The sequence below is a fragment of the Amycolatopsis sp. WAC 01376 genome, assembly GCF_003947415.1.
GTDB lineage: Bacteria > Actinomycetota > Actinomycetes > Mycobacteriales > Pseudonocardiaceae > Amycolatopsis.
The window spans coordinates 701,603-725,737 of sequence record NZ_QHKL01000002.1; the positions used below are offsets into that span (position 1 = coordinate 701,603).

Annotated in this window: 28 protein-coding genes; 21 read left to right on the forward strand and 7 right to left on the reverse strand. The window is 67.6% G+C overall.

The window, feature by feature from the left end; genetic code table 11:
• Positions 1-45 precede the first annotated feature (45 nt).
• The 12 genes from DMH03_RS12535 to DMH03_RS12590 all read left to right on the forward strand — a co-directional run bounded on the left by DMH03_RS12535 (position 46) and on the right by DMH03_RS12590 (position 9,999).
• Positions 46-501 carry a hypothetical protein gene (locus tag DMH03_RS12535; RefSeq protein WP_125792170.1) on the forward strand — a complete coding sequence of 152 codons (456 nt, stop codon included), beginning with the start codon at positions 46-48 and terminating at the stop codon, positions 499-501.
• Between the two features lie 379 nt (positions 502-880).
• Positions 881-1,678: a F0F1 ATP synthase subunit A gene (atpB, locus tag DMH03_RS12540; protein WP_125792171.1), complete on the forward strand. Its 798-nt coding sequence runs from the start codon at positions 881-883 to the stop codon at positions 1,676-1,678.
• A 61-nt stretch (positions 1,679-1,739) separates the two neighbouring features.
• Positions 1,740-1,994 carry an ATP F0F1 synthase subunit C gene (locus DMH03_RS12545; RefSeq protein WP_125792172.1) on the forward strand — a complete coding sequence of 85 codons (255 nt, stop codon included), beginning with the start codon at positions 1,740-1,742 and terminating at the stop codon, positions 1,992-1,994.
• 33 nt (positions 1,995-2,027) lie between these two features.
• Positions 2,028-2,594, forward strand: a complete 567-nt coding sequence (locus tag DMH03_RS12550) for a F0F1 ATP synthase subunit B (RefSeq protein ID WP_125792173.1) — start codon at positions 2,028-2,030, stop codon at positions 2,592-2,594.
• A 6-nt stretch (positions 2,595-2,600) separates the two neighbouring features.
• Positions 2,601-3,422 carry a F0F1 ATP synthase subunit delta gene (locus DMH03_RS12555; protein ID WP_125792174.1) on the forward strand — a complete coding sequence of 274 codons (822 nt, stop codon included), beginning with the start codon at positions 2,601-2,603 and terminating at the stop codon, positions 3,420-3,422.
• 53 nt (positions 3,423-3,475) lie between these two features.
• Positions 3,476-5,113, forward strand: a complete 1,638-nt coding sequence (gene atpA, locus DMH03_RS12560; RefSeq protein ID WP_125792175.1) for a F0F1 ATP synthase subunit alpha — start codon at positions 3,476-3,478, stop codon at positions 5,111-5,113.
• Positions 5,114-5,124: 11 nt separating this feature from the next.
• Positions 5,125-6,060 (forward strand): F0F1 ATP synthase subunit gamma, encoded by a 936-nt coding sequence (locus DMH03_RS12565; RefSeq protein WP_125792176.1) that lies wholly within the window; start codon positions 5,125-5,127, stop codon positions 6,058-6,060.
• Positions 6,060-7,484: a F0F1 ATP synthase subunit beta gene (atpD, locus tag DMH03_RS12570; RefSeq protein ID WP_125785131.1), complete on the forward strand. Its 1,425-nt coding sequence runs from the start codon at positions 6,060-6,062 to the stop codon at positions 7,482-7,484. Before DMH03_RS12565 ends, atpD begins: the two co-directional genes overlap by 1 nt.
• A gap of 114 nt (positions 7,485-7,598) precedes the next feature.
• The gene (locus DMH03_RS12575; RefSeq protein WP_125785130.1) at positions 7,599-7,964 is read left to right on the forward strand and encodes a F0F1 ATP synthase subunit epsilon; all 366 of its coding nucleotides are present in this window, start codon (positions 7,599-7,601) and stop codon (positions 7,962-7,964) included.
• A 25-nt stretch (positions 7,965-7,989) separates the two neighbouring features.
• A complete protein-coding gene (locus tag DMH03_RS12580) occupies positions 7,990-8,424 on the forward strand; it encodes a DUF2550 domain-containing protein (RefSeq protein ID WP_125792177.1) in 435 nt (144 codons plus the stop codon).
• Positions 8,425-8,520: 96 nt separating this feature from the next.
• Positions 8,521-9,756 carry a 3-phosphoshikimate 1-carboxyvinyltransferase gene (gene aroA, locus DMH03_RS12585; RefSeq protein WP_125792178.1) on the forward strand — a complete coding sequence of 412 codons (1,236 nt, stop codon included), beginning with the start codon at positions 8,521-8,523 and terminating at the stop codon, positions 9,754-9,756.
• Between the two features lie 90 nt (positions 9,757-9,846).
• Positions 9,847-9,999 carry a hypothetical protein gene (locus DMH03_RS12590; protein WP_233611475.1) on the forward strand — a complete coding sequence of 51 codons (153 nt, stop codon included), beginning with the start codon at positions 9,847-9,849 and terminating at the stop codon, positions 9,997-9,999.
• A gap of 82 nt (positions 10,000-10,081) precedes the next feature.
• Here the strand turns inward: DMH03_RS12590 and DMH03_RS12595 are convergent, their stop codons facing one another.
• The gene (locus DMH03_RS12595; protein WP_125792180.1) at positions 10,082-10,654 is read right to left on the reverse strand and encodes a cob(I)yrinic acid a,c-diamide adenosyltransferase; all 573 of its coding nucleotides are present in this window, start codon (positions 10,652-10,654) and stop codon (positions 10,082-10,084) included.
• Positions 10,655-10,715: 61 nt separating this feature from the next.
• Here DMH03_RS12595 and murA point away from each other — a divergent pair, with 61 nt between their 5' ends.
• Entirely contained in the window at positions 10,716-11,990 is a 1,275-nt protein-coding gene (murA, locus tag DMH03_RS12600; RefSeq protein ID WP_125792181.1) for a UDP-N-acetylglucosamine 1-carboxyvinyltransferase, read from the forward strand.
• A gap of 63 nt (positions 11,991-12,053) precedes the next feature.
• Here the strand turns inward: murA and DMH03_RS12605 are convergent, their stop codons facing one another.
• The 4 genes from DMH03_RS12605 to DMH03_RS12620 all read right to left on the reverse strand — a co-directional run bounded on the left by DMH03_RS12605 (position 12,054) and on the right by DMH03_RS12620 (position 14,951).
• Positions 12,054-12,926 carry a trypsin-like serine protease gene (locus DMH03_RS12605; RefSeq protein ID WP_125792182.1) on the reverse strand — a complete coding sequence of 291 codons (873 nt, stop codon included), beginning with the start codon at positions 12,924-12,926 and terminating at the stop codon, positions 12,054-12,056.
• A gap of 77 nt (positions 12,927-13,003) precedes the next feature.
• Entirely contained in the window at positions 13,004-13,642 is a 639-nt protein-coding gene (locus DMH03_RS12610) for an LPXTG cell wall anchor domain-containing protein (protein ID WP_233611477.1), read from the reverse strand.
• A gap of 62 nt (positions 13,643-13,704) precedes the next feature.
• Entirely contained in the window at positions 13,705-14,328 is a 624-nt protein-coding gene (locus DMH03_RS12615) for a LysE family translocator (RefSeq protein WP_125792184.1), read from the reverse strand.
• Positions 14,325-14,951, reverse strand: coding sequence for a LysE family translocator (locus tag DMH03_RS12620; protein WP_125792185.1), 627 nt, complete (start codon positions 14,949-14,951; stop codon positions 14,325-14,327). The genes DMH03_RS12615 and DMH03_RS12620 overlap by 4 nt, the downstream gene beginning before the upstream one ends.
• Before the next feature lie 222 nt (positions 14,952-15,173).
• On the opposite strand from DMH03_RS12620, the gene DMH03_RS12625 reads away from it, so the two are divergent.
• The 6 genes from DMH03_RS12625 (at position 15,174) to ehuA (ending at position 20,991) form a co-directional block, all read left to right on the forward strand.
• Positions 15,174-15,740, forward strand: a complete 567-nt coding sequence (locus DMH03_RS12625; RefSeq protein ID WP_125792186.1) for a hypothetical protein — start codon at positions 15,174-15,176, stop codon at positions 15,738-15,740.
• Positions 15,741-15,821: 81 nt separating this feature from the next.
• Positions 15,822-17,843, forward strand: coding sequence for a protein meaA (locus tag DMH03_RS12630; RefSeq protein ID WP_125792187.1), 2,022 nt, complete (start codon positions 15,822-15,824; stop codon positions 17,841-17,843).
• A 117-nt stretch (positions 17,844-17,960) separates the two neighbouring features.
• Positions 17,961-18,854, forward strand: coding sequence for an ectoine/hydroxyectoine ABC transporter substrate-binding protein EhuB (ehuB, locus tag DMH03_RS12635; RefSeq protein WP_125792188.1), 894 nt, complete (start codon positions 17,961-17,963; stop codon positions 18,852-18,854).
• Positions 18,855-18,867: 13 nt separating this feature from the next.
• Positions 18,868-19,563 (forward strand): ectoine/hydroxyectoine ABC transporter permease subunit EhuC, encoded by a 696-nt coding sequence (ehuC, locus tag DMH03_RS12640; protein WP_125792189.1) that lies wholly within the window; start codon positions 18,868-18,870, stop codon positions 19,561-19,563.
• Positions 19,563-20,219 carry an ectoine/hydroxyectoine ABC transporter permease subunit EhuD gene (ehuD, locus tag DMH03_RS12645; RefSeq protein ID WP_125792190.1) on the forward strand — a complete coding sequence of 219 codons (657 nt, stop codon included), beginning with the start codon at positions 19,563-19,565 and terminating at the stop codon, positions 20,217-20,219. Before ehuC ends, ehuD begins: the two co-directional genes overlap by 1 nt.
• A gap of 7 nt (positions 20,220-20,226) precedes the next feature.
• The gene (gene ehuA, locus DMH03_RS12650) at positions 20,227-20,991 is read left to right on the forward strand and encodes an ectoine/hydroxyectoine ABC transporter ATP-binding protein EhuA (protein WP_125792905.1); all 765 of its coding nucleotides are present in this window, start codon (positions 20,227-20,229) and stop codon (positions 20,989-20,991) included.
• 131 nt (positions 20,992-21,122) lie between these two features.
• Here the strand turns inward: ehuA and DMH03_RS12655 are convergent, their stop codons facing one another.
• Positions 21,123-21,683, reverse strand: coding sequence for a cysteine hydrolase family protein (locus DMH03_RS12655; protein ID WP_125792191.1), 561 nt, complete (start codon positions 21,681-21,683; stop codon positions 21,123-21,125).
• A gap of 71 nt (positions 21,684-21,754) precedes the next feature.
• On the opposite strand from DMH03_RS12655, the gene DMH03_RS12660 reads away from it, so the two are divergent.
• A complete protein-coding gene (locus DMH03_RS12660; protein ID WP_125792192.1) occupies positions 21,755-22,741 on the forward strand; it encodes a GlxA family transcriptional regulator in 987 nt (328 codons plus the stop codon).
• Entirely contained in the window at positions 22,714-23,487 is a 774-nt protein-coding gene (locus DMH03_RS12665; protein ID WP_125792193.1) for an enoyl-CoA hydratase-related protein, read from the forward strand. Before DMH03_RS12660 ends, DMH03_RS12665 begins: the two co-directional genes overlap by 28 nt.
• A gap of 80 nt (positions 23,488-23,567) precedes the next feature.
• Here DMH03_RS12665 and DMH03_RS12670 read toward each other — a convergent pair whose 3' ends face one another.
• Positions 23,568-24,110: an NUDIX hydrolase gene (locus DMH03_RS12670; RefSeq protein ID WP_125792194.1), complete on the reverse strand. Its 543-nt coding sequence runs from the start codon at positions 24,108-24,110 to the stop codon at positions 23,568-23,570.
• Between the last annotated feature and the right edge of the window lie 25 nt (positions 24,111-24,135).

The following is a 24,135-nucleotide window of genomic DNA, read 5'->3' on the forward strand; positions in this document are numbered from 1 at the left end:
GGCGCGGGCCTACACTGGCGGGCTGAGACGACCAGGGAGTTTTCTGTGAGCGAGACCGAGAAGACCGTCGAGGCGGAGGAGAACCCCCACGCCAAGGTGGTTCTGCAGGCGGCCAACGCGATGATGAAGGCCTCCCTGATGCTGGTTCCGCCGGCGGTGCTGGTCTGCATCGTGGTGTTCACCATCCTCAATGGACTCCCGGGCCTGCTCGGCTCGGTCATCGGTGGCGTGCTCGCCATCGTGTCCGCTCTCGCGACGCTGGGCCTGATGCGCTTCAGCGCGGGCATGGACCCGATGTTCGTGATGGTGATCGCTCTCGGTGGTTACGTGCTCAAGATCGTCGTCCTTTTCGCGGCGCTGAGCCTGCTTCGCGGGGTGACCTCGATCCACCCGATGGCGCTGGGTGTCACCATGATCGTCGCGATCCTCGTGGCCGCCGCGGTGGAGTTCGCGGCCTTCCGCAAGACCAAGATCCCGACGATCATCCCCGCTTCCCGCTGACCCCGGGACCGAGGTCCTGACCTGGGACGGGACCTAGGTCCTCGGCCGATCGGGGGCAATGTAGTACGCCTGTACGGCCCGCCGGTACCTGCTGATATGGTCCGCGTATGGGCGGCGGCCTCGGCTGCCGGCTCCTGATGACGAACCCCGAACAGCAGCGTGGCGACGGCGTTGAATCGTCCCCTCTTACCCGCTGGTAGGCGTCTGTCTCCCGGGAGCACTGCATCGAGAATCCTCGTGTGCGGAACGTGAAACCGTGTTCAGCACATCGTGGGGTGGCCGCCTCCGACGGCCCGATACGTGTCGGGTACGTTAAGTCCAGATCGTGACGATTCCCCCGGCGGAGTGAACGCCGGCCGGGAGAACCGGAAGGAGCCCAGTGGGCGCGCTGGTACTAGCCGAGGGTGCGGAGTTCACGCCGCCTGGCGTCAAAGACTTCAACCTACCGCCGTTGTTCGGCTCCGGCTATTGGTTGAGCTTCACCAAGCCGATGTTGCTGGTGGTCATCTCCCTGATCATCCTCGTCACCTACTTCATGGTGTCGTCGCGCAGGCTGAAGGTCGTCCCTGGTAAGGGACAGTTCATGGCCGAATCGATCTACAACTTCGGCCGCAACAACATCGCGCGGGAACAGATCGGCTCTGCCGACTTCAAGCCGTTCATCCCGTTGGTTCTGGGACTGTTCAGCTTCGTGCTGGTGAACAACCTCTTCGGGATCATCCCGTTCTTCCAGTTCCCGACCATGGCGCGTGTCGGCTTCCCCGTCGCTCTCGCGTTCCTTGTCGTTTACCCGGTGTACCACTACGTCGGGTTCAAACGCCACGGCTTCAAGGGTTACCTGAAGAAGGAACTGGCGCCGGCGGGTATTCCCGGATTCGTTCTGCCGCTGTACTCCACCATCGAGTTCGCGCAGAAGTTCTTCATCGCGCCGGCCACGCTGGCCATCCGAGTCTTCGCGGCGATGTTCGCCGGGCACCTGATCATCATGGTCTTCACGCTCGGTGGGAGTTTCCTGCTGACCGAGGGCGAAGGCATCGTGAAGGTCGCGTCGCCGGTGGCGTTCCTCTTCGCCATCGCGATGACCTTCCTGGAGGCATTCATCCAGGTCCTGCAGGCATACATTTTCGCACTGCTGTCCGCAGGGTACATCGGCGCTGCGCTGGCGTCGGAGCACTGAGAAACACCAAAAGCCCCCGATCCGCGTGAGTCGCGCGGACCGAGTTTGAAGGGAAACGCACGTGAGCAACATCGTTCTTGCGCAGGCCGCCACCGAGGCCGTCAACATCAACCCGGGTCTCGCCGCCATCGGTTACGGCCTCGGCGCGATCGGCCCCGGTATCGGTGTGGGTCTCATCTTCGCCGCGGTCATCAACGGCACCGCCCGTCAGCCGGAGGCCCAGGGCAAGCTGCAGAGCATCGCCTTCTCGACCTTCGTGCTGACCGAGGTGCTCGCGCTGATCGGTATTGTTATCTACTTCCTCGCCTCCGTCTAAGGCTGAGTTCCGCTCATCGCTTAAGGAGACGTTGTGCTGAAGACCGAATTGGTGTTGGCGGCCGGAGACGCGCCAAACCCGATCGTGCCGCACGTTCCCGAGTTGATCCTCGGGTTCATCGCCTTCCTTCTGCTGCTGTTCGTTCTGAAGAAGTACGTCGTCCCGCGTTTCGAGACGGCTTACGAAGAGCGGACCAAGCTGATCGAGGGTGGCATCGAGCGAGCCGAGAAGGCTCAGGCCGAAGCCGAAGAAAACCTTGCGCAGTACAAGGCGCAGCTGGCGGAAGCCCGTTCCGAGGCCGCGAAGATCCGCGACGACGCCCGGCTCGAAGCCGAGCAGATCAAGGCGGAGCTTCGCACCGAGGCGGAGGCCGAGTCCCAGCGCATCGTCGCCCAGGGGCAGGCTCAGCTGCAGGCCCAGAAGGCGCAGATCATCGCCGAACTGCGCGCCGAACTCGGCCGTAACTCCGTGGAGCTGGCAAGCCGCATCGTCGGCGAGTCGCTCGCGGACGACGCGCGCCGCCACGGCACCGTGGACCGGTTCCTGGCCGAATTGGAGACCGCCGGTACCAACGGTGCCGGTCTCGGAGCGGGAAAGTAGACCAGAATGACGCTGCATGCTGCGAGCCGTGAAGCGCTCGACCTCGCCGAGAATCGTCTCGGCGAGGTGTTGGCCGCCGCGGGTACCGACCCGGCGACGGTCGGCGACGAGCTGCTTTCGGTCGTCACCCTGCTGGACCGGGAGATCGGCCTGCGCCGGGCCGTCGCCGACGGTTCGGCCACGCCCGAAGCCCGGATCGGCCTCGCCCGCGGGATTCTCGCGGGCAAGGTTTCCGAGCCGGCCCTGCAGGTGCTCGACTCCGTGGCGGGCAGCCGCTGGTCGAGCCCGCGCGAACTGACCGACGGGCTCGAGGCCCTCGGCCGCTCGGCGCTGCTCACCAGTGCGGAGAAGTCCGGGAACATCGACGCTGTCGAAGACCAGCTGTTCCGGGTCACTCGTATCGTTGCGGGTGCACCGGAGCTCGAACAGGCACTTGCCGACCTGACCGCTCCCGCCGAGGCGAAGCGGACCCTCGTCCGCACTCTGTTCGCCGACAAGGTGGACCTGGTCACCAAGACCCTCGTCGAGCAGGTCGTCCTGCGCGCCAAGGGCCGCGGGGTCGCCAACGCCCTCGAGCGGCTGGTCCAGCTGGCCGCGGAACGCCGTCAGCGCTCGGTCGCCCAGGTGACCAGCGCGAGCGCGCTGTCCGACGAGCAGCACGCTCGGCTGAGCGAGAAGCTCAACGCCCTGTACGGGCGGCAGCTCGCGCTGCACGTCGAGGTCGACCCGTCACTGGGCGGCGGACTCGTGGTCCGCGTCGGCGACGAGGTCATCGACGGCAGCACCGCGGGGCGCGTCGACGCCCTGCGTCGCCGGCTGGCTAGCTGACCCACAACAACGACTTTGCACACTGGCACGAACGAAGCGAGAGCGGGATTGAAATGGCGGAGCTGACGATCTCCTCGGATGAGATCCGTAGCGCGATCGAGAACTACGTCTCGAGTTACGCCCCGGACGTGAGCCGGGAAGAAGTCGGCGTCGTCGTCGACGCCGGTGACGGTATCGCCCACGTAGAGGGCCTCCCCTCGGCCATGGCCAACGAGCTGCTCGAGTTCCCCGGCGGGGTCCTCGGGGTGGCGCTGAACCTGGACGCGCGCTCCATCGGTGCCGCGATCCTCGGTGACTTCGAGACGGTCGTCGAAGGCCAGGAAGTCAAGCGGACCGGGCAGGTCCTTTCGGTTCCGGTCGGCGAGGGCTACCTCGGCCGCGTCGTGAACCCGCTGGGCGCCCCGATCGACGGCCTCGGCGAGATCGAGACCACCGACCGCCGCCCGCTGGAGGTCAAGGCCGCTTCGGTGGTCGAGCGCCAGCCGGTGTCGGAGCCGCTGCAGACCGGTATCACCGCGATCGACGCGATGACCCCGATCGGCCGTGGCCAGCGTCAGCTGATCATCGGTGACCGCAAGACCGGTAAGACGGCCGTCGCGGTGGACACGATCATCAACCAGAAGGCCAACTGGGAGTCCGGCGACCCGAAGAAGCAGGTTCGCTGCATCTACGTCGCGGTCGGCCAGAAGGGCTCCACGATCGCCGCGGTCAAGAAGTCCCTCGAGGACGCCGGCGCGATGGAGTACACCACCATCGTCGCGGCCCCCGCGTCGGACTCCGCCGGCTTCAAGTGGATCGCGCCGTACACCGGTTCGGCCATCGGCCAGCACTGGATGTACGAGGGCAAGCACGTCCTCATCGTGTTCGACGACCTGACCAAGCAGGCCGACGCGTACCGCGCGATCTCGCTGCTGCTGCGTCGCCCGCCGGGCCGTGAAGCCTTCCCCGGCGACGTCTTCTACTTGCACTCCCGTCTCCTTGAGCGTTGCGCGAAGCTCTCGGACGAGCTGGGCGCGGGCTCGCTGACCGGTCTCCCGATCATCGAGACCAAGGCGAACGACGTGTCGGCGTACATCCCGACCAACGTCATCTCGATCACCGACGGTCAGTGCTTCTTCCAGTCGGACCTGTTCAACGCCGGTCAGCGCCCGGCCATCGACGTGGGTATCTCGGTTTCCCGCGTGGGTGGTGCCGCGCAGGTCAAGGCGATGAAGTCGGTTTCGGGTTCGCTCCGTATCGACCTGTCGCAGTACCGCGAGCTGGAGGCCTTCGCGGCCTTCGCTTCGGACCTCGACGACGCGTCGAAGGCGCAGCTCGAGCGTGGTGCCCGCCTGTACGAAGTGCTCAAGCAGCCGCAGTACTCCCCGATCCCGGTCGAGGAGCAGGTCGTCACGGTGTACCTGGGTACGAACGGGCACTACGACTCGGTCCCGACCGAGGACGTGCGCCGCTTCAACCACGAGTTCATCGACTCCGCCCGTCGTAAGCACGGCGAGCTCCTCAAGGACATCCGCGAGTCGGGCAAGTTCTCCGACGAGACCGCTTCCGGGCTGGTCGACGCGGTGAACGAGTTCAAGAAGGAGTTCACCACCGCCGAGGGCAAGAGCCTCGTCGAGGTCTCCGACGCGATGGCCGCCGAGAAGGTCGGGCAGGAGACCGTCAAGGTCAACAAGCCCGCACCGAAGAAGTGAGCTGATAGCTCATGGCCGCACAACTCCGAGAACTCCGGTCGCGTATCAAGGCGACCAAGTCCATCGGCAAGATCACCAAGGCGATGGAGCTCATCGCCACCGCGCGCATCACCAAGGCGCGGGCGAAGGTCGCGGCGTCCCGGCCCTACTCGGACGAGATCACGAACGTGCTCTCGGCCCTGGCCGGCGCCTCGGCCAACCTCGACCACCCGTTGCTGGTCGAGCGCCCCAATCCGAAGCGTGCGGCGGTCCTCGTGATCACCAGCGACAAGGGCCAGTGCGGTGGATACAACTCCAACGTGCTGAAGGCGACGGAGGAGCTCCTCACGCTGCTGCGTGACCAGGGCAAGGAGCCGGTGCTGTACGTGACCGGCAACAAGGGCCTGAGCTACTACCGCTTCCGTGGCCGCGAGGTGACCGAAAGCTGGACGGGCTTCTCCGACCAGCCCGGTTACGTCAACGCCGCGGAGGCCGGTGAGCTCATCGTCGAGTCGTTCCTGAACGGCGCCGACGACGAGGCCGGCAACGCCGACGGCATCCTGGGTGTCGACGAGATCCACGTCGTCTACACCGAGTTCGTCTCGATGCTGACCCAGCGTCCGACCGCCAAGCGCGTCGCGCCGCTCGAGGTCGAGTACACCGAAGGCGAAGAGAAGCCGGAAAGCCTGCTCCCGAGCTACGAGTTCGAGCCCAGTGCCGAAAAGCTGCTCTCCGCGTTGCTGCCGAAGTACATCAACACGCGGATCTTCGCGGCGATGCTCGAGTCGGCGGCGTCCGAACTCGCGGCCCGCCGGACCGCGATGAAGGCCGCGTCGGACAACGCGAACGATCTGGTGAGCACGCTGACGCGGGAGATGAACCAGGCCCGTCAGGCGCAGATCACCCAGGAGATCTCTGAAATCGTCGGTGGCGCGAACGCGCTCACCGCAGCAGGAAGTGATGACTGATGACCAGTACTGAAGCCCGTGCCAAGGGGCGCATCGTCTCGGTGACCGGCCCGGTCGTCGACGTCGAATTCCCGCGCGGTTCCGTTCCCGACCAGTTCAACGCGCTCAAGGTCGAAATCGAGTTCGAGCAGCTCCGCAAGACGGTGACGCTCGAGGTCGCCAGCCACCTCGGTGACAACCTCGTCCGCACCATTTCGCTCCAGCCGCAGGACGGCCTCGTCCGTGGCGCCGAGGTCACCGACACCGGCGGCCCCATCACCGTTCCGGTGGGCGACAAGGTCAAGGGCCACGTCTACAACGCGCTCGGCGAGTGCCTCGACGAGCCCGGCTACGGCGACGACCTCGAGCGCTGGGGCATCCACCGCAACCCGCCTTCCTTCGACCAGCTCGAAGGCAAGACGAAGATGCTGGAGACCGGCCTCAAGGTCGTCGACCTGCTGACCCCGTACGTCGAGGGTGGCAAGATCGGCCTGTTCGGCGGTGCCGGCGTCGGCAAGACGGTGCTCATCAAGGAGATGATCACCCGTGTCGCCCGGAACTTCGGTGGCACCTCGGTGTTCGCCGGTGTCGGCGAGCGCACCCGTGAGGGCAACGACCTCTTCCTGGAGATGTCCGAGGACGGCGTCATCAACGACACCGCCCTCGTCTTCGGCCAGATGGACGAGCCGCCCGGCACGCGTATGCGCGTCGCGCTGTCCGCGCTGACCATGGCGGAGTACTTCCGCGATGTGCAGAACCAGGACGTGCTGCTCTTCATCGACAACATCTTCCGGTTCACCCAGGCCGGTTCCGAGGTGTCGACCCTGCTGGGCCGCATGCCTTCGGCCGTGGGTTACCAGCCGACGCTGGCCGACGAGATGGGTCAGCTCCAGGAGCGGATCACCTCGACCCGTGGTCGTTCGATCACCTCGATGCAGGCGATCTACGTCCCCGCGGACGACTACACCGACCCGGCCCCGGCCGCGACGTTCGCCCACCTGGACGCCACCACGGAGCTTTCGCGTGGCGTGTTCCAGAAGGGCATCTTCCCGGCGGTGGACCCGCTGGCGTCGACGTCGACCATTCTCGACCCGGCCATCGTCGGTGAGGACCACTACCGCGTGGCCTCCGAGGTCATCCGGATCCTGCAGAAGTACAAGGAACTGCAGGACATCATCGCGATCCTCGGTATGGACGAGCTCTCGGAAGAGGACAAGCTCACCGTTCAGCGCGCGCGCCGCATCGAGCGGTTCCTCTCGCAGAACATGCTGGTCGCCGAGGCGTTCACGCAGATCCCTGGCTCGACCGTGCCGCTGTCGGAGACCATCGAGTCCTTCGACCGCATCACCAAGGGCGACTTCGACCACTACCCGGAGCAGGCGTTCCTGGGTATCGGTGGCCTCGAAGACCTCGAGAAGAAGTACAAGGAAATCACCAAGAAGTGATGTTCCGATGAGCGGCGGGATCAGTGTCTACTGTGGACGCTGGTCCCGCCGTTCGCATAGTTGGAACTTTGACTATTACACTCGGTGCCAGCACCTGAAGTGAAGGGAAGCTACGTGGCTGAGATTTCTGTCGAGCTGGTAGCCGTCGAGCGCCGTCTCTGGTCCGGTACCGCCACGTTCGTGGTGGCGCAGACCACCGAGGGCGAGATCGGCATCATGGCCGGTCACGAGCCTGTCCTCGGTCAGCTCGTCGAGGGTGGCGTCGTCAAGGTGACGACCACGGACGGCGAGACCGTGACCGCCGCGGTGCACGGCGGATTCCTGTCGGTCACCGCGACCGGCGTGAGCGTCCTCGCCGAAAGCGCGGAACTTTCGCACGAGATCGACGTCGATGCGGCCAAGAAGGCGTTGAGCGGCGACGACGAGCAAGAGCGGGCTAGGGCGACCGCCCAGCTCCGCGCGGCCGGTCAGTCAGTCTGACCGGGCGAAGGACAGGGGCCGGGCCGTGGAAATCGCCGTGGGTGTTCTCGGGGCCCTGACCATCCTGGCCGTTCTCGCGGCCTGGTATTCGTTGCGGTGGGTCCGGATGCGCCGCGGTGGCGGCGTGAGCGTCGCGCTGCGGTGGCGTCCGGACGAGGCGCGGTCCAGCTGGCATCTGGGGCTGGGCCGCTACGAGGGCGACGAGTTCGTCTGGTTCCGGGTGTGGAGCCTGCGGACCGGCCCGGACCGCGTGTTCCAACGAGCGAGTATGGAGGTCGCGGACCGTCGCGACCCCTCCGGCACGGAGGCGTACGCCGTTCCCGAAGGCTCGATCGTCCTGCGGTGTGAGTCCGCCACGCAGGAGGCGATCGAGATCGCGATGGGCCCCGGCGCCCTCACCGGTTTCCTCTCCTGGCTCGAATCGGCCCCGCCAGGCCGTCGCCTCCCACGCGCTTCCTGAGTTACGCCTCCAATCACGCGAGTTACGCCTTCAATCACGCGAGTTACGCCTCTGATCACGTGAGTTCGCCGTTCGAGCACGCCGTATGCTCACGCGGTGACCATCGTCGACATCCCCGGTTCGAAGTCGATCACCGCCCGAGGCCTGTTCCTCGCGGCCGCCGCCCACGGGACGACCGTGCTGAGCAGGCCGCTGCGTTCGGATGACTCCGAGGGCTTCGCCGAAGGCCTCCTCAAGCTCGGCTACCAGGTCTCGCGCTCCGAGTCGGAGTGGACCATTTCCGGCAGGCCAGAGGGCCCCGCCGTCGACAGCGCCGACGTCTTCTGCCGCGATGGCGCCACCACCGCCCGTTTCCTGCCCGCACTGGCCGCCGCCGGTCACGGCACCTTCCGCTTCGACGCCTCCGAGCAGATGCGCGCCAGGCCGCTGGGTCCGCTGACCGACGCGTTGCAGGAGCTGGGCGTCGACCTCACCTTCGAAGGCTCGCCGGGGCACCATCCGCTGGTCGTGCGGGCCGCCGGGATCAAGGGCGGGGAACTGACGCTGGACGCGGGGCTGTCCTCCCAGTTCCTGACCGCGTTGCTGCTGGTCGGGCCGCTGACCGCCGAGGGGTTGCGGATCACCGTGACCGACCTCGTTTCGGTGCCGTACGTCGAGATCACCATCGCCATGATGCGGCGCTTCGGCGTCGACGTCGTGCGGGACGGCGACACCTTCGTCGTGCCGCCCACGCCGTACCAGGCCTGCCGCTACGAGATCGAGCCTGACGCCTCGACGTCCAGCTACTTCTTCGCGGCCGCCGCGCTGACCGGCAACTCGGTGACCGTGCCGGGTCTGGGCGAAGGCGCGCTACAGGGCGATCTGGCCTTCGTCGAGGTCCTGCGGCAGATGGGCGCGGACGTCGAGGTGGGGCCGGACGCGGTGACCGTGACCGGCACCGGCGGGCTGCGCGGAGTCACGGTGAACATGCGCGACATCTCCGACACCGTGCCGACGCTCGCGGCCATCGCGCCGTTCGTGGACGGTCCGGTGCGGATCGAGGACGTCTACAACACGCGGATCAAGGAATGCGACCGGCTGGCGGCGTGCGAGGAGAACCTGCGCGCGCTGGGCGTCTCGGTCGAGACCGGGCGGGATTGGATCGAGATCCAGCCGGGTGTGCCGACGGGGGCTCTGATGAAGTGCCGGCGGGATCACCGGATCGCGATGGCGTTCAGCGTCACGGGACTGCGGACGCCCGGGATTACGCTGGACGACCCGGATTGCGTGAAGAAGACCTTCCCCGGCTTCCATGACGCCCTCGCTTCGCTGCGGGCTTCCTGGGGCATTTAGTCCTCTGAATGCGGCTCGCGAAAACATGGGATCATCACGAAGCGGCATTTCTACCGGGTTTCCGACGTGATCCACGTCTATTCTCGGCCTATGACTCAGAGCGAGGACGCGAACCGCTGGAGCCACCTTCCCGAGTCCGTGTCCCTGGAGGACACGATCACGATGAAGGCGATCGACCCGGGCAAGGACGGCACACCCGAAGTCGACCTCGAGCGTTATTGGGCAGCACGAGAACAGGGCTGAACTCCTTACCCATCACGCAATTCGGCACCTGGTTGCGGTAGTTGCCCACGCAACGACCGCAACCAGGTGCCGAATTGCGTCGTCAGGACGCTCCGCCGGGCTGCCACAGGATGTCGCCGTCCGGGTTCGCCAGCCGCGACAGGATGAACAACAGGTCCGAAAGCCGGTTCAGGTACTTGATCGCCAGCTGATTCGTCGTGGCCTGCTCGGCCTCGAACAGCGCCCAGCCGGAGCGCTCCGCCCGTCGTGCGACCGTGCGGGCCTGATGCAGGAACGCCGCGCCCGGGGTGCCACCCGGCAGGATGAACGACGTCAGCTTCGGCACGCGCTCGTTGAACTCGTCGCACCAGCCTTCGAGCCGCTCGATGTACCGCTCGGTGATGCGCAGCGGCTCGTACGGCGGGTTCTCCACGATCGGCGCGCACAGATCCGCGCCGACGTCGAAGAGATCGTTCTGCACCGCACGCAGCACCTGCGTGATTTCCTCGGAGAGGCCGCCCATCGCGAGCGCGAGCCCGATGACGGAGTTGGCTTCGTCGACGTCGGCGTACGCGGCCAGCCGCGGCGAGGTCTTCGGCACGCGAGAGCCGTCGCCGAGTGCCGTGGTGCCGTTGTCGCCGACCTTCGTGTACACGCGGTTGATGCGAACGACCATGAAGCCGACTCTACCGGCCCGGCGTAAGGCAAATCCGGGCGAGAGGGCATGATTGGCGCCCATGAGTGAGCACTTCGACGTGCACGGCGGAGCTCGGCTGGTCGGCGAGGTCGACGTGGTCGGGGCCAAGAACAGCGTCCTGAAACTGATGGCCGCGGCCCTGCTGGCCGAAGGCACGACGACCATCACGAACTGCCCCCAGATCCTGGACGTCCCCCTGATGGGCGACGTCCTGCGCAGTGTCGGCTGCGAGGTCGTCATCGACGGCGACACCGCCAAGATCACCACCCCCGCCGAACTGTCGCACCGGGCCGATTCGGCCGCGATGGGCAAGCTGCGTGCGTCGGTCTGCGTTCTTGGTCCCCTGGTCGGACGGCTCAAGCAGGCCGTCGTGGCGCTGCCGGGCGGAGACGCGATCGGTTCCCGTCCGCTGGACATGCACCAGAACGGCCTGCGCAAACTGGGCGCCACCAGCACCATCGAGCACGGCTGTGTAGTGGCGAAGGCAGACGGGCTGCGCGGCGCGCAGATCTGGCTGGACTTCCCGAGCGTCGGCGCCACCGAGAACATCCTGATGGCGGCCGTGCTCGCCGAGGGCACCACGGTCATCGACAACGCCGCGCGCGAGCCCGAGATCGTCGACATCTGCACGATGCTGACCGAGATGGGCGCGAAGGTCGAAGGAGCGGGCACCTCGACCCTCACCGTCGAGGGCGTCGAGAAGCTGCACCCCACCGAGCACCGCGTGATCGGCGACCGCATCGTCGGCGCGACCTGGGCGTTCGCCGCCGCGATGACCAGGGGCGACCTGACCGTCCGCGGCGTCAACCCGCACTACCTCGACCTGGTCCTCGACAAGCTCCGCCTGGCGGGCGCCGAGGTCGAGACGTTCGAGGGCAAGGGTTTCCGCATCGTCCAGAACGAGCGCCCGAAGGCCGTCGACTGGGTGACGCTGCCGTACCCCGGTTTCGCGACCGACCTGCAGCCGTTCGCGGTGGCGTTGTCGGCGGTCTCCGAAGGCACGTCGATGATCACGGAGAACATCTACGAGGCCCGGTTCCGGTTCATCGAAGAGATGATGCGGCTTTCCGGCGACGCCCGCACCGACGGGCACCACGCCGTCGTCCGCGGCGTGGAGAGGCTTTCGAGCGCTCCGGTGTGGGCCGCGGACATCCGCGCCGGCGCCGGGCTGGTGCTGGCGGGGCTGTGCGCGGACGGCGTCACCGAGGTCTGGGACGTCTTCCACATCGACCGCGGCTACCCGCATTTCGTGGAGAACCTGAACCGCCTCGGCGCCCGGATCGAGCGCGTCGCGGGAGAACCCGACCGGGCTTGATCAAACGCGCGTGAAGGCCCCCTTCCCTCGGCTCAGCCGAGGCAAGGGGGCCTTCACGCGCGATCAGGGCAGGGCGACGAACGGCGCGAGGAAGTCACGCGACGTCGGCGAGTCCAGCCGGTAGGTGACGTTGGTGGCGTAACAAGGCCCGTCACCGGTGATGGTGGTCGACACCAGGACGCGCTCGCCGCCGATGGTGGCGAAGTTCGGGCCGCCGGAGTCGCCGTAGCAGGCACCGCCGTTGCCCTGCGGTGCCGTCATCGCGAGCCGCACCCACGTGTTGTTCAGTGCGTTGAAGGTGACCGGCGCCTTCATCCGCACCCCGCCACCGGGATGCGTGTGCCCGCCCGGCCCGTTCACGGCTTCTTGCGTGCCGTAGCCGGCGACCACGAACGGCGTCGAGTTCAGCGCCTGCGGGCCGAGCGCGTCGAGCTGTCCGGCGCTGGGCAGCTTGGCGGGTTTGAAGGTCCAACGCGCGGCGACCTGCTTCGCGGGCAACTGGACGACGGCGATGTCGTGCGAGTCGGCCGAGTTGCCGGGGTAGCCGGGCTCGTTGTGCGCGACCCCTTCCACGGCGACGGCCTTGGCGACCGCGGCCGGGTCGCCGGGGTACTTCTTCGCTGCCGCGTCGAGCCCCGCTTGCACGTCCTGGTCGAGTGAGACGAAGAACCGCACGTTGGCGGGCCAGCCGGTGGTGCAGTGCGCGGCGGTGAGGAACGTGTCGGCGTCCACCATGGTGCCGGAGCACACCCAGTCGACCCGGTCGGGCGTGGCGGGGTCGCCGTCGTTGTCCCAGGTGGCGACCAGGGCGCCGACTTCGGTGCGCTCGGGTGCCGGGGTGGCGTTGTAGGAGTTGATCGCGGGCGCGGCGGTGGCGCCGCCCAGCAAGAGGGCGGCGGACAGCGCCGCGACGGTGGCGGCGGGGGTGAACCTCACGAACGGCCTCCTCGACTAGTGCTTCTGGAGACGGGATTCAACGTGGTGGACGCCGCGAAGTCATCCGCCGAAAGTAGTCACGCGTCCCTGCGCCGCCGGGTGCCGGCGAAGACCGCGGCACCGCCCGCAGTCAGCAGGCCCAGCCCGGCCAGCAGCGCGGGTTCGAGATCGAAACCGGTCTTGGCCAGTGACGGAGGCGTCGCGATGGCGGCGTCGGCGCGAGGTGCGACGGCCACTACCGGCACGACCGCGGGCGCCACGACTTCGGCGCGCGATCCCCCTGGCGGGGGAGTCTCGACCGGCGGGTTCGTGGCGGGCGGTGTCCGGTCCGGCACACAGGCCGTATGCGCGGGATTGCCGCGCCCGACGCCGTGGTTGCGGTCGCATTCGTAGCCCGCGTCGGCGTCGGAACCACCGGGCAGCTGACCGGGCGGGTTCTTGTTGTCGGCCTTGCCGACGCAACCGGCACAGGGTTTCCCGGCGGCTTTCCCGCCGCCGTTCCCGTTGGCGGACGGCGAACCGTCGCGGGTGGAATCGTAGGGGCCGTGCTTGTTGGCACCGTGCCCGGAGAAGTCCGCTTTGGACGGTGGCTGCGGTTTGGTGTGCCCGGGAGGAGCGCCGCCGTTGCCGCGCTCGCCGGCGTCGGCGGGGCCCGCGCCTAGAAGAAGGAGAGAGAAGGCGGCTCCGGCGAGAACGCCGTAGGTCTTCTTGTTCATCGAAGCCTCCCTGAGGTCGCGCCATTGCGACATATGGAGTATCGCGTGAACGGCCGAAGGGGTTACTCGAGCACGAGAGCGGCGCCGAAACCGACCAGTGCGGTCCCGGTGACACCGTCGAGTGCGCGGCGGACCTTGCGGCGTTCCAGCCAGGTGCGCACGCGGTGCACGAAGAACAGCAGCAGAAGCTGGGCGACGGTGCCCGCCGCCGCGATCGTGTAAGCCAGCAGCAGGGCGTCGCCGGTGCCGGTGATGCCCGGGATCAGGAACTGCGGCAGCACCGACAGGTACAGCACGAGGACCTTCGGATTGGTGACGTTGGAGAGGAAGCCCTCCCGCCAGCGACGGAATCCGCTCCGCCGGGCGGCGGCGGTCTCGGCGAGCTGCCCGTAATCGCCGCGGTAGGCGCCGATCAGCGCCCGGATCCCCAGGTAGCAGAGGTAAGCCGCACCGGCCCACTTCACGGCTTCGAACACCGGCCGCGAGTTCATGATGACCGCGCCGAGACCGAGCGCGGCGGCGGTGGCCTGCGCGAGATTCGCGACGCCGACGCCGAAACAGGCCCAGCCCCCGCCGCGGATGCCGCCGGAGAGCGCGTTCTTCAGCACCACCATGTTGTCCGGACCGGGGACGAGCGCCAGCGCCAGCATCATCAGCGCGAAACCGCCGTAGACACCCCAGGTCATGACTCGAGCACCAACGCCGCGCCGAAACCGACCAGTGCGGTCCCGGTGACACCGTCGAGTGCGCGGCGGACCTTGCGGCGTTCCAGCCAGGTGCGCACGCGGTGCACGAAGAACAGCAGCGTCATCAGCCAGATCGCGCCCAGCACCGCGACGGTGTAGGCGAGCAGCAGCGCGTGCCACGCCGACGTCGTCGCGGGGTCGAGGAACTGCGGCAGCACCGACAGGTACAGCACGAGCACCTTGGGGTTGGTGATGTTGGAGAGGAAGCCTTCGCGGAAGCGGCGGAATCCGCTCGCTCCCTGCTGCTTCACCGCCGCGACGCCGGAGTAGTCGCCTCGCCACGCGCCGCGCAGCGCCTGGAAACCGAGGAAGACGAGGTACGCGGCGCCGACCCACTTGAGCGTCACGAACACCGGCTGCGACTGCGCGATGACGACGCCGAGACCGAGCGCGGCCGCGGTGCCCTGGACGGTGTTGGCCACGAAGACCCCCGCCGTGGCGAGGAAGCCGCCGCGGGTGCCGCCGGAGAGCGAGTTCTTGAGCATGATCATCGTGTCCGGCCCCGGCGCGAGGACGATCAGGACGACGATGAGCAGATAGCTGCTGTACGAACTCCAGGTCACGGTCACTCACGCTAGCCGCCGTCTGTGGGCGAGTCTCCCGGATTTCGGTCACAGTCCCCGGGCGCCGTCGCGGTGGGCCCTGGGCCGGGTGGGTCGTGAGTGGCGATTCGGGTTCGAACCCGAATCGCCACTCACGACCACTTGTACCGACGGCTCGGCCCGCAGCTTCACCGACGAACGGACACTCCTCGCCCGCCTCGCGGACGGGTAGGGTGCCTTGGCATGCATGAGGGGCAGATCGACCTCCTTCCAGGCGAACGGGTCATCTGGGCCGGACAGCCGGTACGCAGGCCCCTCTTCAATCCCGGCGACTACTTCAACGTCCCCGTCGGCCTGCTCTGGCTCGTCGGGGTCACGCTGTTCTTCGCCGGAAACCACGACACGGCGTTCCACGTCGCCGCGTGGGCCGTGCTCACCGTCGCGGGGGCGTTCCATTTCGCCGGCAGGCCGCTGATCCGCTATCTCAGGCTCGCTTCGACGACCTACGCAGTGACGGACGGCCGGGTCATCGAGACCAGTTCGCTGGTCCGCCGCAAGGAAAGGTCCAAGGAGCTGGCCGGGCTGGCCGATCCCGTGGTCACCCCGGGGCCCGGCAAGACCGGGACGATCACCTTCGGCAGGCTCGGCGTCCTGGCGTGGGCGTCGGCGAACTTCGGCGCGGGCACCGGGAAGGATCGCGAGGCGCCGGTCATCCTGGTGGGTGTCAGCGATGTGGCGAAAGTGCGGGAAAAGCTCGCGAAAGCCGTGGACGAGGCACGACAGCGCCACGAACCGGTCGCCGGAGAATGACCCGACTGTGTCTGATTCAACTACGCGGTCGATGTTACCGGCCGGTACACTCAAGCGGTCGTCCAGCGCCGGAGGTGTACCGTGCCCTATCCCACGGACCGTGAACGGGACCGCCCCTGGGTGATGCGGACCTACGCGGGCCACTCGTCCGCGGCCGCGTCCAACGAGCTGTATCGCCGCAACCTGGCGAAGGGGCAGACCGGTCTCTCGGTCGCCTTCGATCTGCCGACGCAGACCGGCTACGACCCGGATCACCAGCTGTCCAAGGGTGAGGTCGGCAAGGTCGGCGTCCCGGTCTCGCATATCGGCGACATGCGGCGCCTGTTCGACGGCATCCCGCTCGCCGAGGCCAACACGTCGATGACGATCAACGCGCCCGCCATGTGGCTGCTGGCGCTCTACGTCTCCGTAGCGCGCGAGCAGGCCGAAGCCGAGGGACGTGACGTCGACGAAGTGCTGGCCAAGCTCACCGGCACGACGCAGAACGACATCATCAAGGAATACCTCTCCCGCGGCACCTACATCTTCCCGCCGGGCCCGAGTCTCCGCCTGATCACCGACATGATCGCGTGGACCGTGCACCACGTGCCGAAGTGGAACCCGATCAACATCTGCAGCTATCACCTGCAGGAAGCCGGCGCGACGCCGACGCAAGAGGTCGCGTACGCGTTGTGCACCGCCATCGCCGTCCTCGACGCGGTCCGCGATTCCGGGCAGGTCGAGCAGGCCGACATGGCCAAGGTGGTCGCGCGGATCTCGTTCTTCGTCAACGCCGGTGTGCGGTTCGTCGAAGAGATGTCGAAGATGCGCGCGTTCACCGCGCTGTGGGACGAGATCACCCGGGATCGTTACGGCGTCACGGATCCCAAGGCGCGGCGGCTGCGTTACGGCGTGCAGGTCAACTCGCTGGGACTGACCGAGGCGCAGCCGGAGAACAACGTCCAGCGCATCGTGCTGGAGATGCTCGCGGTCTCGCTTTCCCGCGGTGCCAGGGCCCGCGCGATCCAGCTGCCCGCGTGGAACGAGGCGCTCGGCCTGCCCCGGCCGTGGGATCAGCAGTGGGCGCTGCGGATGCAGCAGGTGCTCGCGTTCGAGACCGACCTGCTGGAGTACGAGGACATCTTCGACGGCTCGCACGTCATCCAGGCCAAGGTCGACGAGATCATGGCGGGCGCGCGCGAGGAGATCGCGCGGGTGCAGGATCTCGGTGGCGCGGTCGCGGCCGTCGAGAGCGGCTACATGAAGTCGCAACTCGTCGCTTCGCTCGCGGAGTACCGGCGCGGTATGGAGAACGGCGAGCGGATCCTGGTCGGGGTCAACAAGTTCGAGACCACGGAGCCTTCCCCGCTGCAAGCGGAGGGCGCCAAGGCGATCGAAACGATCGACCCCGCCGTCGAGAAGCAGGCCGTCACGGCGATCGAGGAATGGCGGACGCACCGCGACAGCGCGGCCGCCGAGTCGGCGCTGGAGAAGCTGAAGGCCATCGCGAAGACGTCGGAGAACCTGTTCGAGGCGACGATCGAGTGCGCCCGCGCCGGCGTCACCACCGGTGAATGGTCGGGTGCGCTGCGCGAGGTGTTCGGCGAATACCGTGCTCCCACCGGGGTTTCCGCGTCGGCGGCCGCGGGCGAGGGCAACGCGGAACTCCGCCGCGTCCGCGACAGGGTCAAGGCGACGAACACCGAGATCGGCGAGCGGCTGCGGATCCTGGTCGGCAAACCCGGCCTCGACGGGCATTCGAACGGCGCCGAGCAGGTGGCCGTCCGGGCGCGCGACGTCGGGTTCGAGGTGGTGTACCAGGGCATCCGGCTCACGCCGGAACAGATCGTCGCGGCCGCCGTCCAGGAGGGCGTGCACGTGGTCGGGCTTTCGGTGCTCTCGGGTTCGCATCTCGAGGTCGTGCCGCAGGTCGTGGACGGTCTGCGGGCCGCGGGCGCGGGCGACATCCCGGTCATCGTCGGCGGGATCATCCCGCCCGACGACGAGAAGCTCTTGCTGGAGCGGGGGATCGCGAGGGTGTTCACGCCGAAGGACTACGAACTCACCGACATCATGGACGGAATTGTCGGATTGGTGCGGGAGCGCCACGGCCTGAGCACTTAACGTCACCGTTAATCTCGGTACCGTAACGGCCACTGGTGGGTGAGCCGCTCACATTGCCGGGACAAAGGTACCCACCTACGTTTCGATTAAACCGATTAATCGAAAAGGGGTGCGGCGATGGCGCACGGCGAGTGGTCGAGGCGAGAATTCTTCCGGCGGTCGGCTGTTCTTGGCGCGGTGACGATCGGCGGTCCGGTGCTGTTGTCCGCGTGCACGTCGACCTCCTCCGGGGACGCGCTGCAAGCGGCCAAGGACGCGAAGAAGATCAAGATCGGTATCGCGAACGAAGCGCCCTACGGTTTCACGGACCAGAGCGGCAAGGTCACCGGGGAAGCCCCCGAAGTCGCCCGGGCCGTCTTCAAGGCCATGGGCATCGACAACGTGGAAGCCGAAGCGGTCTCGTTCGACCAGCTGATCCCCGGGCTCAACGCCAGGAAGTACGACATCGTCGCGGCCGGGATGAACATCAAGAAGGAGCGGTGCGACGCGGCGGCCTTCTCGATCCCCGACTACTCGGCGCTCACCGCTTTGCTGGTACCCAAGGGAAATCCGCAGCAGGTGCTGAAGTTCGAAGACATCGCGGCCAAGAAGGTCAAGGTCGCCGTGCTCTCGGCGGCCGTGGAGAAGGGGTACGCCACCGACTCCGGTGTCGCCGAGGACCAGATCGTCACCCTCGATTCGCAGGACAACATGCTCCGCGCGGTCACCGACGGCCGGGTCTACTGCGCCGCGCTCACCGACATCTCCCTCAAGGACGTGCTGGGCAAGAGCCCTGGCGCGGCAGCCGAAGTCACGCCCGGCTTCGATCCGATCAAGGACGGCAAGCCGGTCGTTTCCGCCGGTGCCTTCGTCTTCCGCAAGGACGACAACCCCTTGCGCGAGGCCTTCAACGCCGAACTCAAGAAGCTGCAGGACAGTGGCGAATGGACCAGGATCGTGACGCCGTTCGGGTTCACGGCGGCCAACCTGCCGAAGCCCGACGTCACCACCGAGAAACTCTGCGCGGTGTAACGGGGCTGACGTCATGTCGTCGTCGGTGTCGCATATCATCACGACCGTCCTCAGTGGACTGACCGCGACCGTCACCGCCGCTTTCGGCGGGATCGCGCTCACCGTGGTGCTGTCCTTGGTCGCCGGGCTCGCGCTGAGATCGCCGTCCCGGCTCGTGCGGGGGATTTCCCGGGTATACGTGGAGATCTTCCGCGGTACCTCGGAGGTCGTCCAGCTGTTCTGGCTGTATTTCGTCCTGCCCGTGCTGGTGGGCTTTCAGCTGGTCCCGATGTTCGCCGGGATCCTCGTGCTCGGGCTGAACCACGGCGCGTACGGCGCCGAGATCGTGCGCGGTGCGGTGAATTCGGTCCCGCGGGCGCAGTTCGAAGGTGCCATCGCGCTCAACCTGACACCCGCCCAGCGGATGCGGCGCGTGATCCTGCCGCAGGCGTTCGCGGAAATGCTGCCGCCGTTCAACAACCTGTTCATCCAGTTGCTGAAGAGCACCGCGCTGCTCTCGTTCATCGCCGTCCCGGAGATGGCACGGCAAGGTGAACTGCTGCGGCCGGTGTTCGGCTCCGAGATCGGCTGGATCTACGGCACCGAACTCGTCCTCTACCTGCTCATCGCCCTGCTGATCACCAGCGGGATGCGGGCGCTGGAGCGGGTCGCGGCGCGGCGCCTGGGCAGGGCGCCGGCGAAGATGACTGCCGCGGCGGGGGGTATCTGATGGACTGGAGCTGGGAAGCGGCCTTCGATTCGATTCCCCTGCTGCTGGAGGGTCTTCTCGTCACGGTCGAGATCACCTTGCTCGCCTCGGCCGTCGCCTACGCGCTCGGGCTGGTGTTCGCGCTGATCCGCCGCACGGGGATTCCCGTGCTGTCGCAGGCGATCACGCTGTTCATCGAGTTCGTCCGCAGCACCCCGTTGCTGATCCAGGTGTTCGCGATCTACTACCTGGTGCCACCGCTGACGGGTTTCACGATGTCGGCGTTCGTCACCGGTGTCGTGGCGCTGGGCGTGCATTACGCGACGTACGCGGCCGAGGTGTACCGGGCCGGGATCGAGGCCGTCCCGAGAGGACAGTGGGAGGCCGCGACCGCGCTGAACCTGCCACGCCAACGGGTGTGGACGGCGGTCGTCCTGCCGCAAGCGGTTCCCCGGGTGTTGCCCGCCTTGGGTAACTACACGATCTCGATGTTCAAGGAAACCCCGCTGCTGCTCGGGATCGGCGTCCTCGACGTGCTCAACCGGGCGAAAGAGGTCGGCGCCGAAACATTCCGCGTCGTCGAGCCGTACACCCTGGCCGGGGTGCTGTTCCTGCTGGTGAGCCTGCCGGCTTCGATTCTGGTGAGAAGGTTGGAGCGACGTGCCGCCCACAGTTGATTCCCCGATGATCCGGTTCTCGCAGGTTGTCAAGTCCTACGGCGAGCACGTCGTGCTGCGGGACCTCGATTTCACTGTCGCGCCAGGGGAATTCGTTTCGCTGATCGGGCCGAGCGGGTCCGGCAAGACGACGATCCTGCGGCTGCTGATGACCTTGGAGAAGGTCGACGGCGGCACCATCGAGGTCTGCGGCGACTACCTGAGCCACCAGAAGCGCGGCGAGAAACTGGTGCCCGCGGACGAGAAGCACCTGCGGGAGGCCCGCAAGCGGATCGGCATGGTGTTCCAGCAGTTCAACCTGTTCCCCAACATGAACGTGCTGCGCAACATCACCGAAGCGCCGATCCACTCGCTCGGCGTCGCGCGGGACGAGGCCGAGGCGCGGGCCGTCGAACTGCTGGAAATGGTGGGGCTCACGGACAAGAAGGACGAGCACCCCAGCCGGCTTTCCGGTGGCCAGCAGCAGCGCGTCGCGATCGCCCGTGCGCTCGCGATGCGGCCGGACGTGCTGCTGCTGGACGAGGTGACCTCGGCACTCGACCCGGAACTGGTCGCCGACGTCCTGCGCGTGCTGCGCGAGATCGCGGCGTCCACCGACATCACGATCCTCTGTGTCACGCACGAAATGCAGTTCGCGCGGGACGTCTCGGATCGGGTGATGATGTTCGACCAGGGGCAGGTGCTGGAGGACGCCACACCGGACAAGCTGTTCAACGATCCGGACCACGACCGGACGCGGCGGTTCCTCAAGGCGGTCATCGACCGCGCTTGAGGGAGGGGGCTGCGGGAGGGGGCGGGAGGGGGCTGCGGGAGGGCGTCGGTACAGGTGGTCGTGAGTGGTAAGTGTCGTTCTAACGACACTTACCACTCACGACCACCGCGCCCCATCCCGGTCCGCCGGTCTCAAAGGCTCCCGAGGATCTCCTTCGTCGAGGTGACCGTGGCGAACCCGCCGCCGTGCAGGTTCGTCGCGGTCGCCTTGGACAGCTCGTCGGCGGTCAGGACGCTGCCGTCCGGCCCGGCGAGGTCGAAGGTGAAGGTCGCGTCGAGCGCGAAAGTCACGTCGTAGCCGAGGTTCCCGCCGACGCGCGCGGTGGTCTCGCAGCAGAAGTTCGTCTGGATACCGGCGAGCACGAACGAAGTGATGCCGCGCGTCTTGAACCAGCCGTCGAGATCGATGTCGCCGTGGAAGGCCGAGTTGACCTTCTTTCCGAACACCAGATCCGCGCGCACGCCGTCGAGTTCGGGCTTGAAGTGGTTGCCCTCCTGGCCAGGCTGCAGCGACGAGCCGGGCTTCACGGAATCGTGGTGCACCAGGACGATCGGCAGCCCGCGCTCCTGGTAGGCGTCGACGAGCGCCTTGATGTTGGCCTCCGCGCCGGGGTTGTTGCGCGGGCCCCAGACGGGCTTGTCGAAGCCGCGCTGGACGTCGATCACGAGCAGGGCCTTGTTCTCAGTGGTCATGGCTTCGAGTTTCACGCGTTCCGTCGCCGGAGGGGAGTGGCAGAAGAAGCGCGATGCGGTACTTTTCTGCCATGAGAACCGTGGGTGTGCTCCTCTTGCCGGGCAGCCGGTCCTTCGATCTGGGCGTGATCGGCGAGGTCTGGGGCGTCGACCGGACCGACAGCGGCATCGGCCCCTTCGATGTCCGGCTCTGTGCGTCCGGCCGCGGCCGGATCGCCACTCACCCGTTCGGCCAGGTCGAGGCGACCCATGGGCTGAGCGGACTGGCGGGCTGCGACCTCGTCCTCGTGCCCGGCCGGGTCGATCCGCACGCCGAGGTGCCCGCGGCGGCCGCCGCCGCGCTGCGCAAGGCTCACCGGGAGGGGACAACCGTGGCGTCGCTGTGTTCCGGGGCCTTCACCCTCGCCGCGGCCGGGTTGCTCGACGGCCGGTCGGTCACCACGCACTGGCGGCTGCTGGACGACCTCGAAGCCGCCGCTCCCGACGCCGTCGTCCAGCGGGACGTCCTGTTCACCGACGAGGGTGACGTGCTGACGTCCGCCGGCGTGGTCGGTGGGCTGGACCTTTGCCTGCATCTGGTGCGCCGCGATCACGGCGCCGAGATCGCCGCCGCCCTCGCCCGCCGCCTCGTGATGCCGCCCGCACGGGAAGGCGGCCAGCGGCAGTATGTCGACAACCCGTTGCCGCCAAAGCCGTCACGGCCGAGTGTATCGTCCACAATGGACTGGGCGCTGGCGCGGATCGCCGACGACATCGGTGTCGACGACCTCGTCGGTCACGCCGGGCTGAGCGAGCGGACCTTCCACCGCGAGTTCGCGGCGGCCACCGGGGTGACGCCGGGGCGGTGGCTGCGCGCGCAGCGGGTGCGGCTCGCGCGGCGGCTGCTGGAGACCACCGAGCTCCCGGTCGAGCGGGTCGCGCAGCGTTCCGGCCTCGGCACCGCCGCCAACCTGCGACGACGGCTGCGGGCCGACGTCGGTGTCGGCCCCGATTCGTATCGCCGGACGTTCCGGTCGGTTACCGTCGAAGCATGGCCGAGTACGAGCACATCCTCGTGAAGCGGGACGGTGACACCGTCACGATCACCATGAACCGCGCCGCGCGGCGCAACTCACTGTCGGCGGACCACCTCGCCGAGCTGCTCGCGGCGTTCCGCGAGGCCGGGCAGACCGACGCTACCGGGATCGTCCTGGCTGGCGCCGGGCCGGTGTTCTCGGCGGGACACGACTTCGGCGACGTCGCCGCGCGTGACCTGATGGGCGTGCGCGAGCTGCTGCGCCTGTGCACGGACCTGATGGGCACGATGCAGTCGGTGCCGCAGGTCGTCGTCGCGCGGGTGCACGGGCTCGCGACCGCGGCGGGCTGCCAGCTGGTGGCCTCGTGCGACCTCGCCGTCGCCGCCGAATCCGCCGGATTCGCCCTCCCCGGTGGCAAGGGCGGCTGGTTCTGCCACACCCCGGCGGTGCCGGTGGCCCGCGCGATCGGGCGGAAACGGCTGATGGAACTGGCACTCACCGGCGACGTCGTCGACGCCGCGACCGCACTGGACTGGGGTCTGGTGAACCGCGTCGTCCCGGACGACTCGCTCGACGAAGCCGTCGCCTCACTGCTCGGGCGCGCGACGCGGGGAAGCCGGGCGAGCAAGGCGATGGGCAAGCAGACCCTCTACGCGCAGCTGGACCGGCCCGAGGCCGACGCCTACGCGCTGGCGCTGGAGGTGATGGCCTCGGCGTCGCAGCTGCCGGGGGCGCGTGAGGGAATGGCGGCCTTCCTGGAGAAGCGTTCCCCGGTGTGGCCCGACTGAGCGCTCCCGCGCGCAATGAAGGGGCCTTTCATAGCAAATTTTGCAATGAAAGGCCCCTTCATTGCACGGGGCGAGCTGGGTCAGAGCGCGCGTTCGCGCATGAGCAGCAGCGTGTACGCGGCCAGCGTCTGCGCGTCGGTGATGTCACCCGTGGCGATCATCTTCTCGAACTCGCCGAGCTCGAACCACGCCGTCCGCATGTCCTGCTCCTCGACCTCACGCTGAGCTTCACCCTGCGTGAGGTCCGTGGCGAGGAAGACGCGCCCGCGCTGGCTCGAGGTACCGGGGGCGACGTCGGTCTGGCCGAGGTCGGTCATCGTCCCAGCGATCAGCCCGGTCTCCTCGCGCAGTTCGCGAGCGGCGAGTTCGACCGGCGGGACGTCGGCCCGGTTCGGCGCGGTGCCCATGGGGAACTCCCACCGCCGCAGCCCGATCGGATAGCGGAACTGTTCGACCAGGTGGAACCGGGCACCGTCGAAGGGGATGATCACGGCGCAGGTGGGTTTGTCGACGACGGCGTAGATCCCCTCGGAACCATCGAGCCGCCGGACGGCGTCCTCGCGCACGGTCATCCAGTTGTTCCGATACACCTCACGCGAGCTGACACGCTGAACGGGGTCCATGCGCACAGTATCGCCGTGCTTGTCC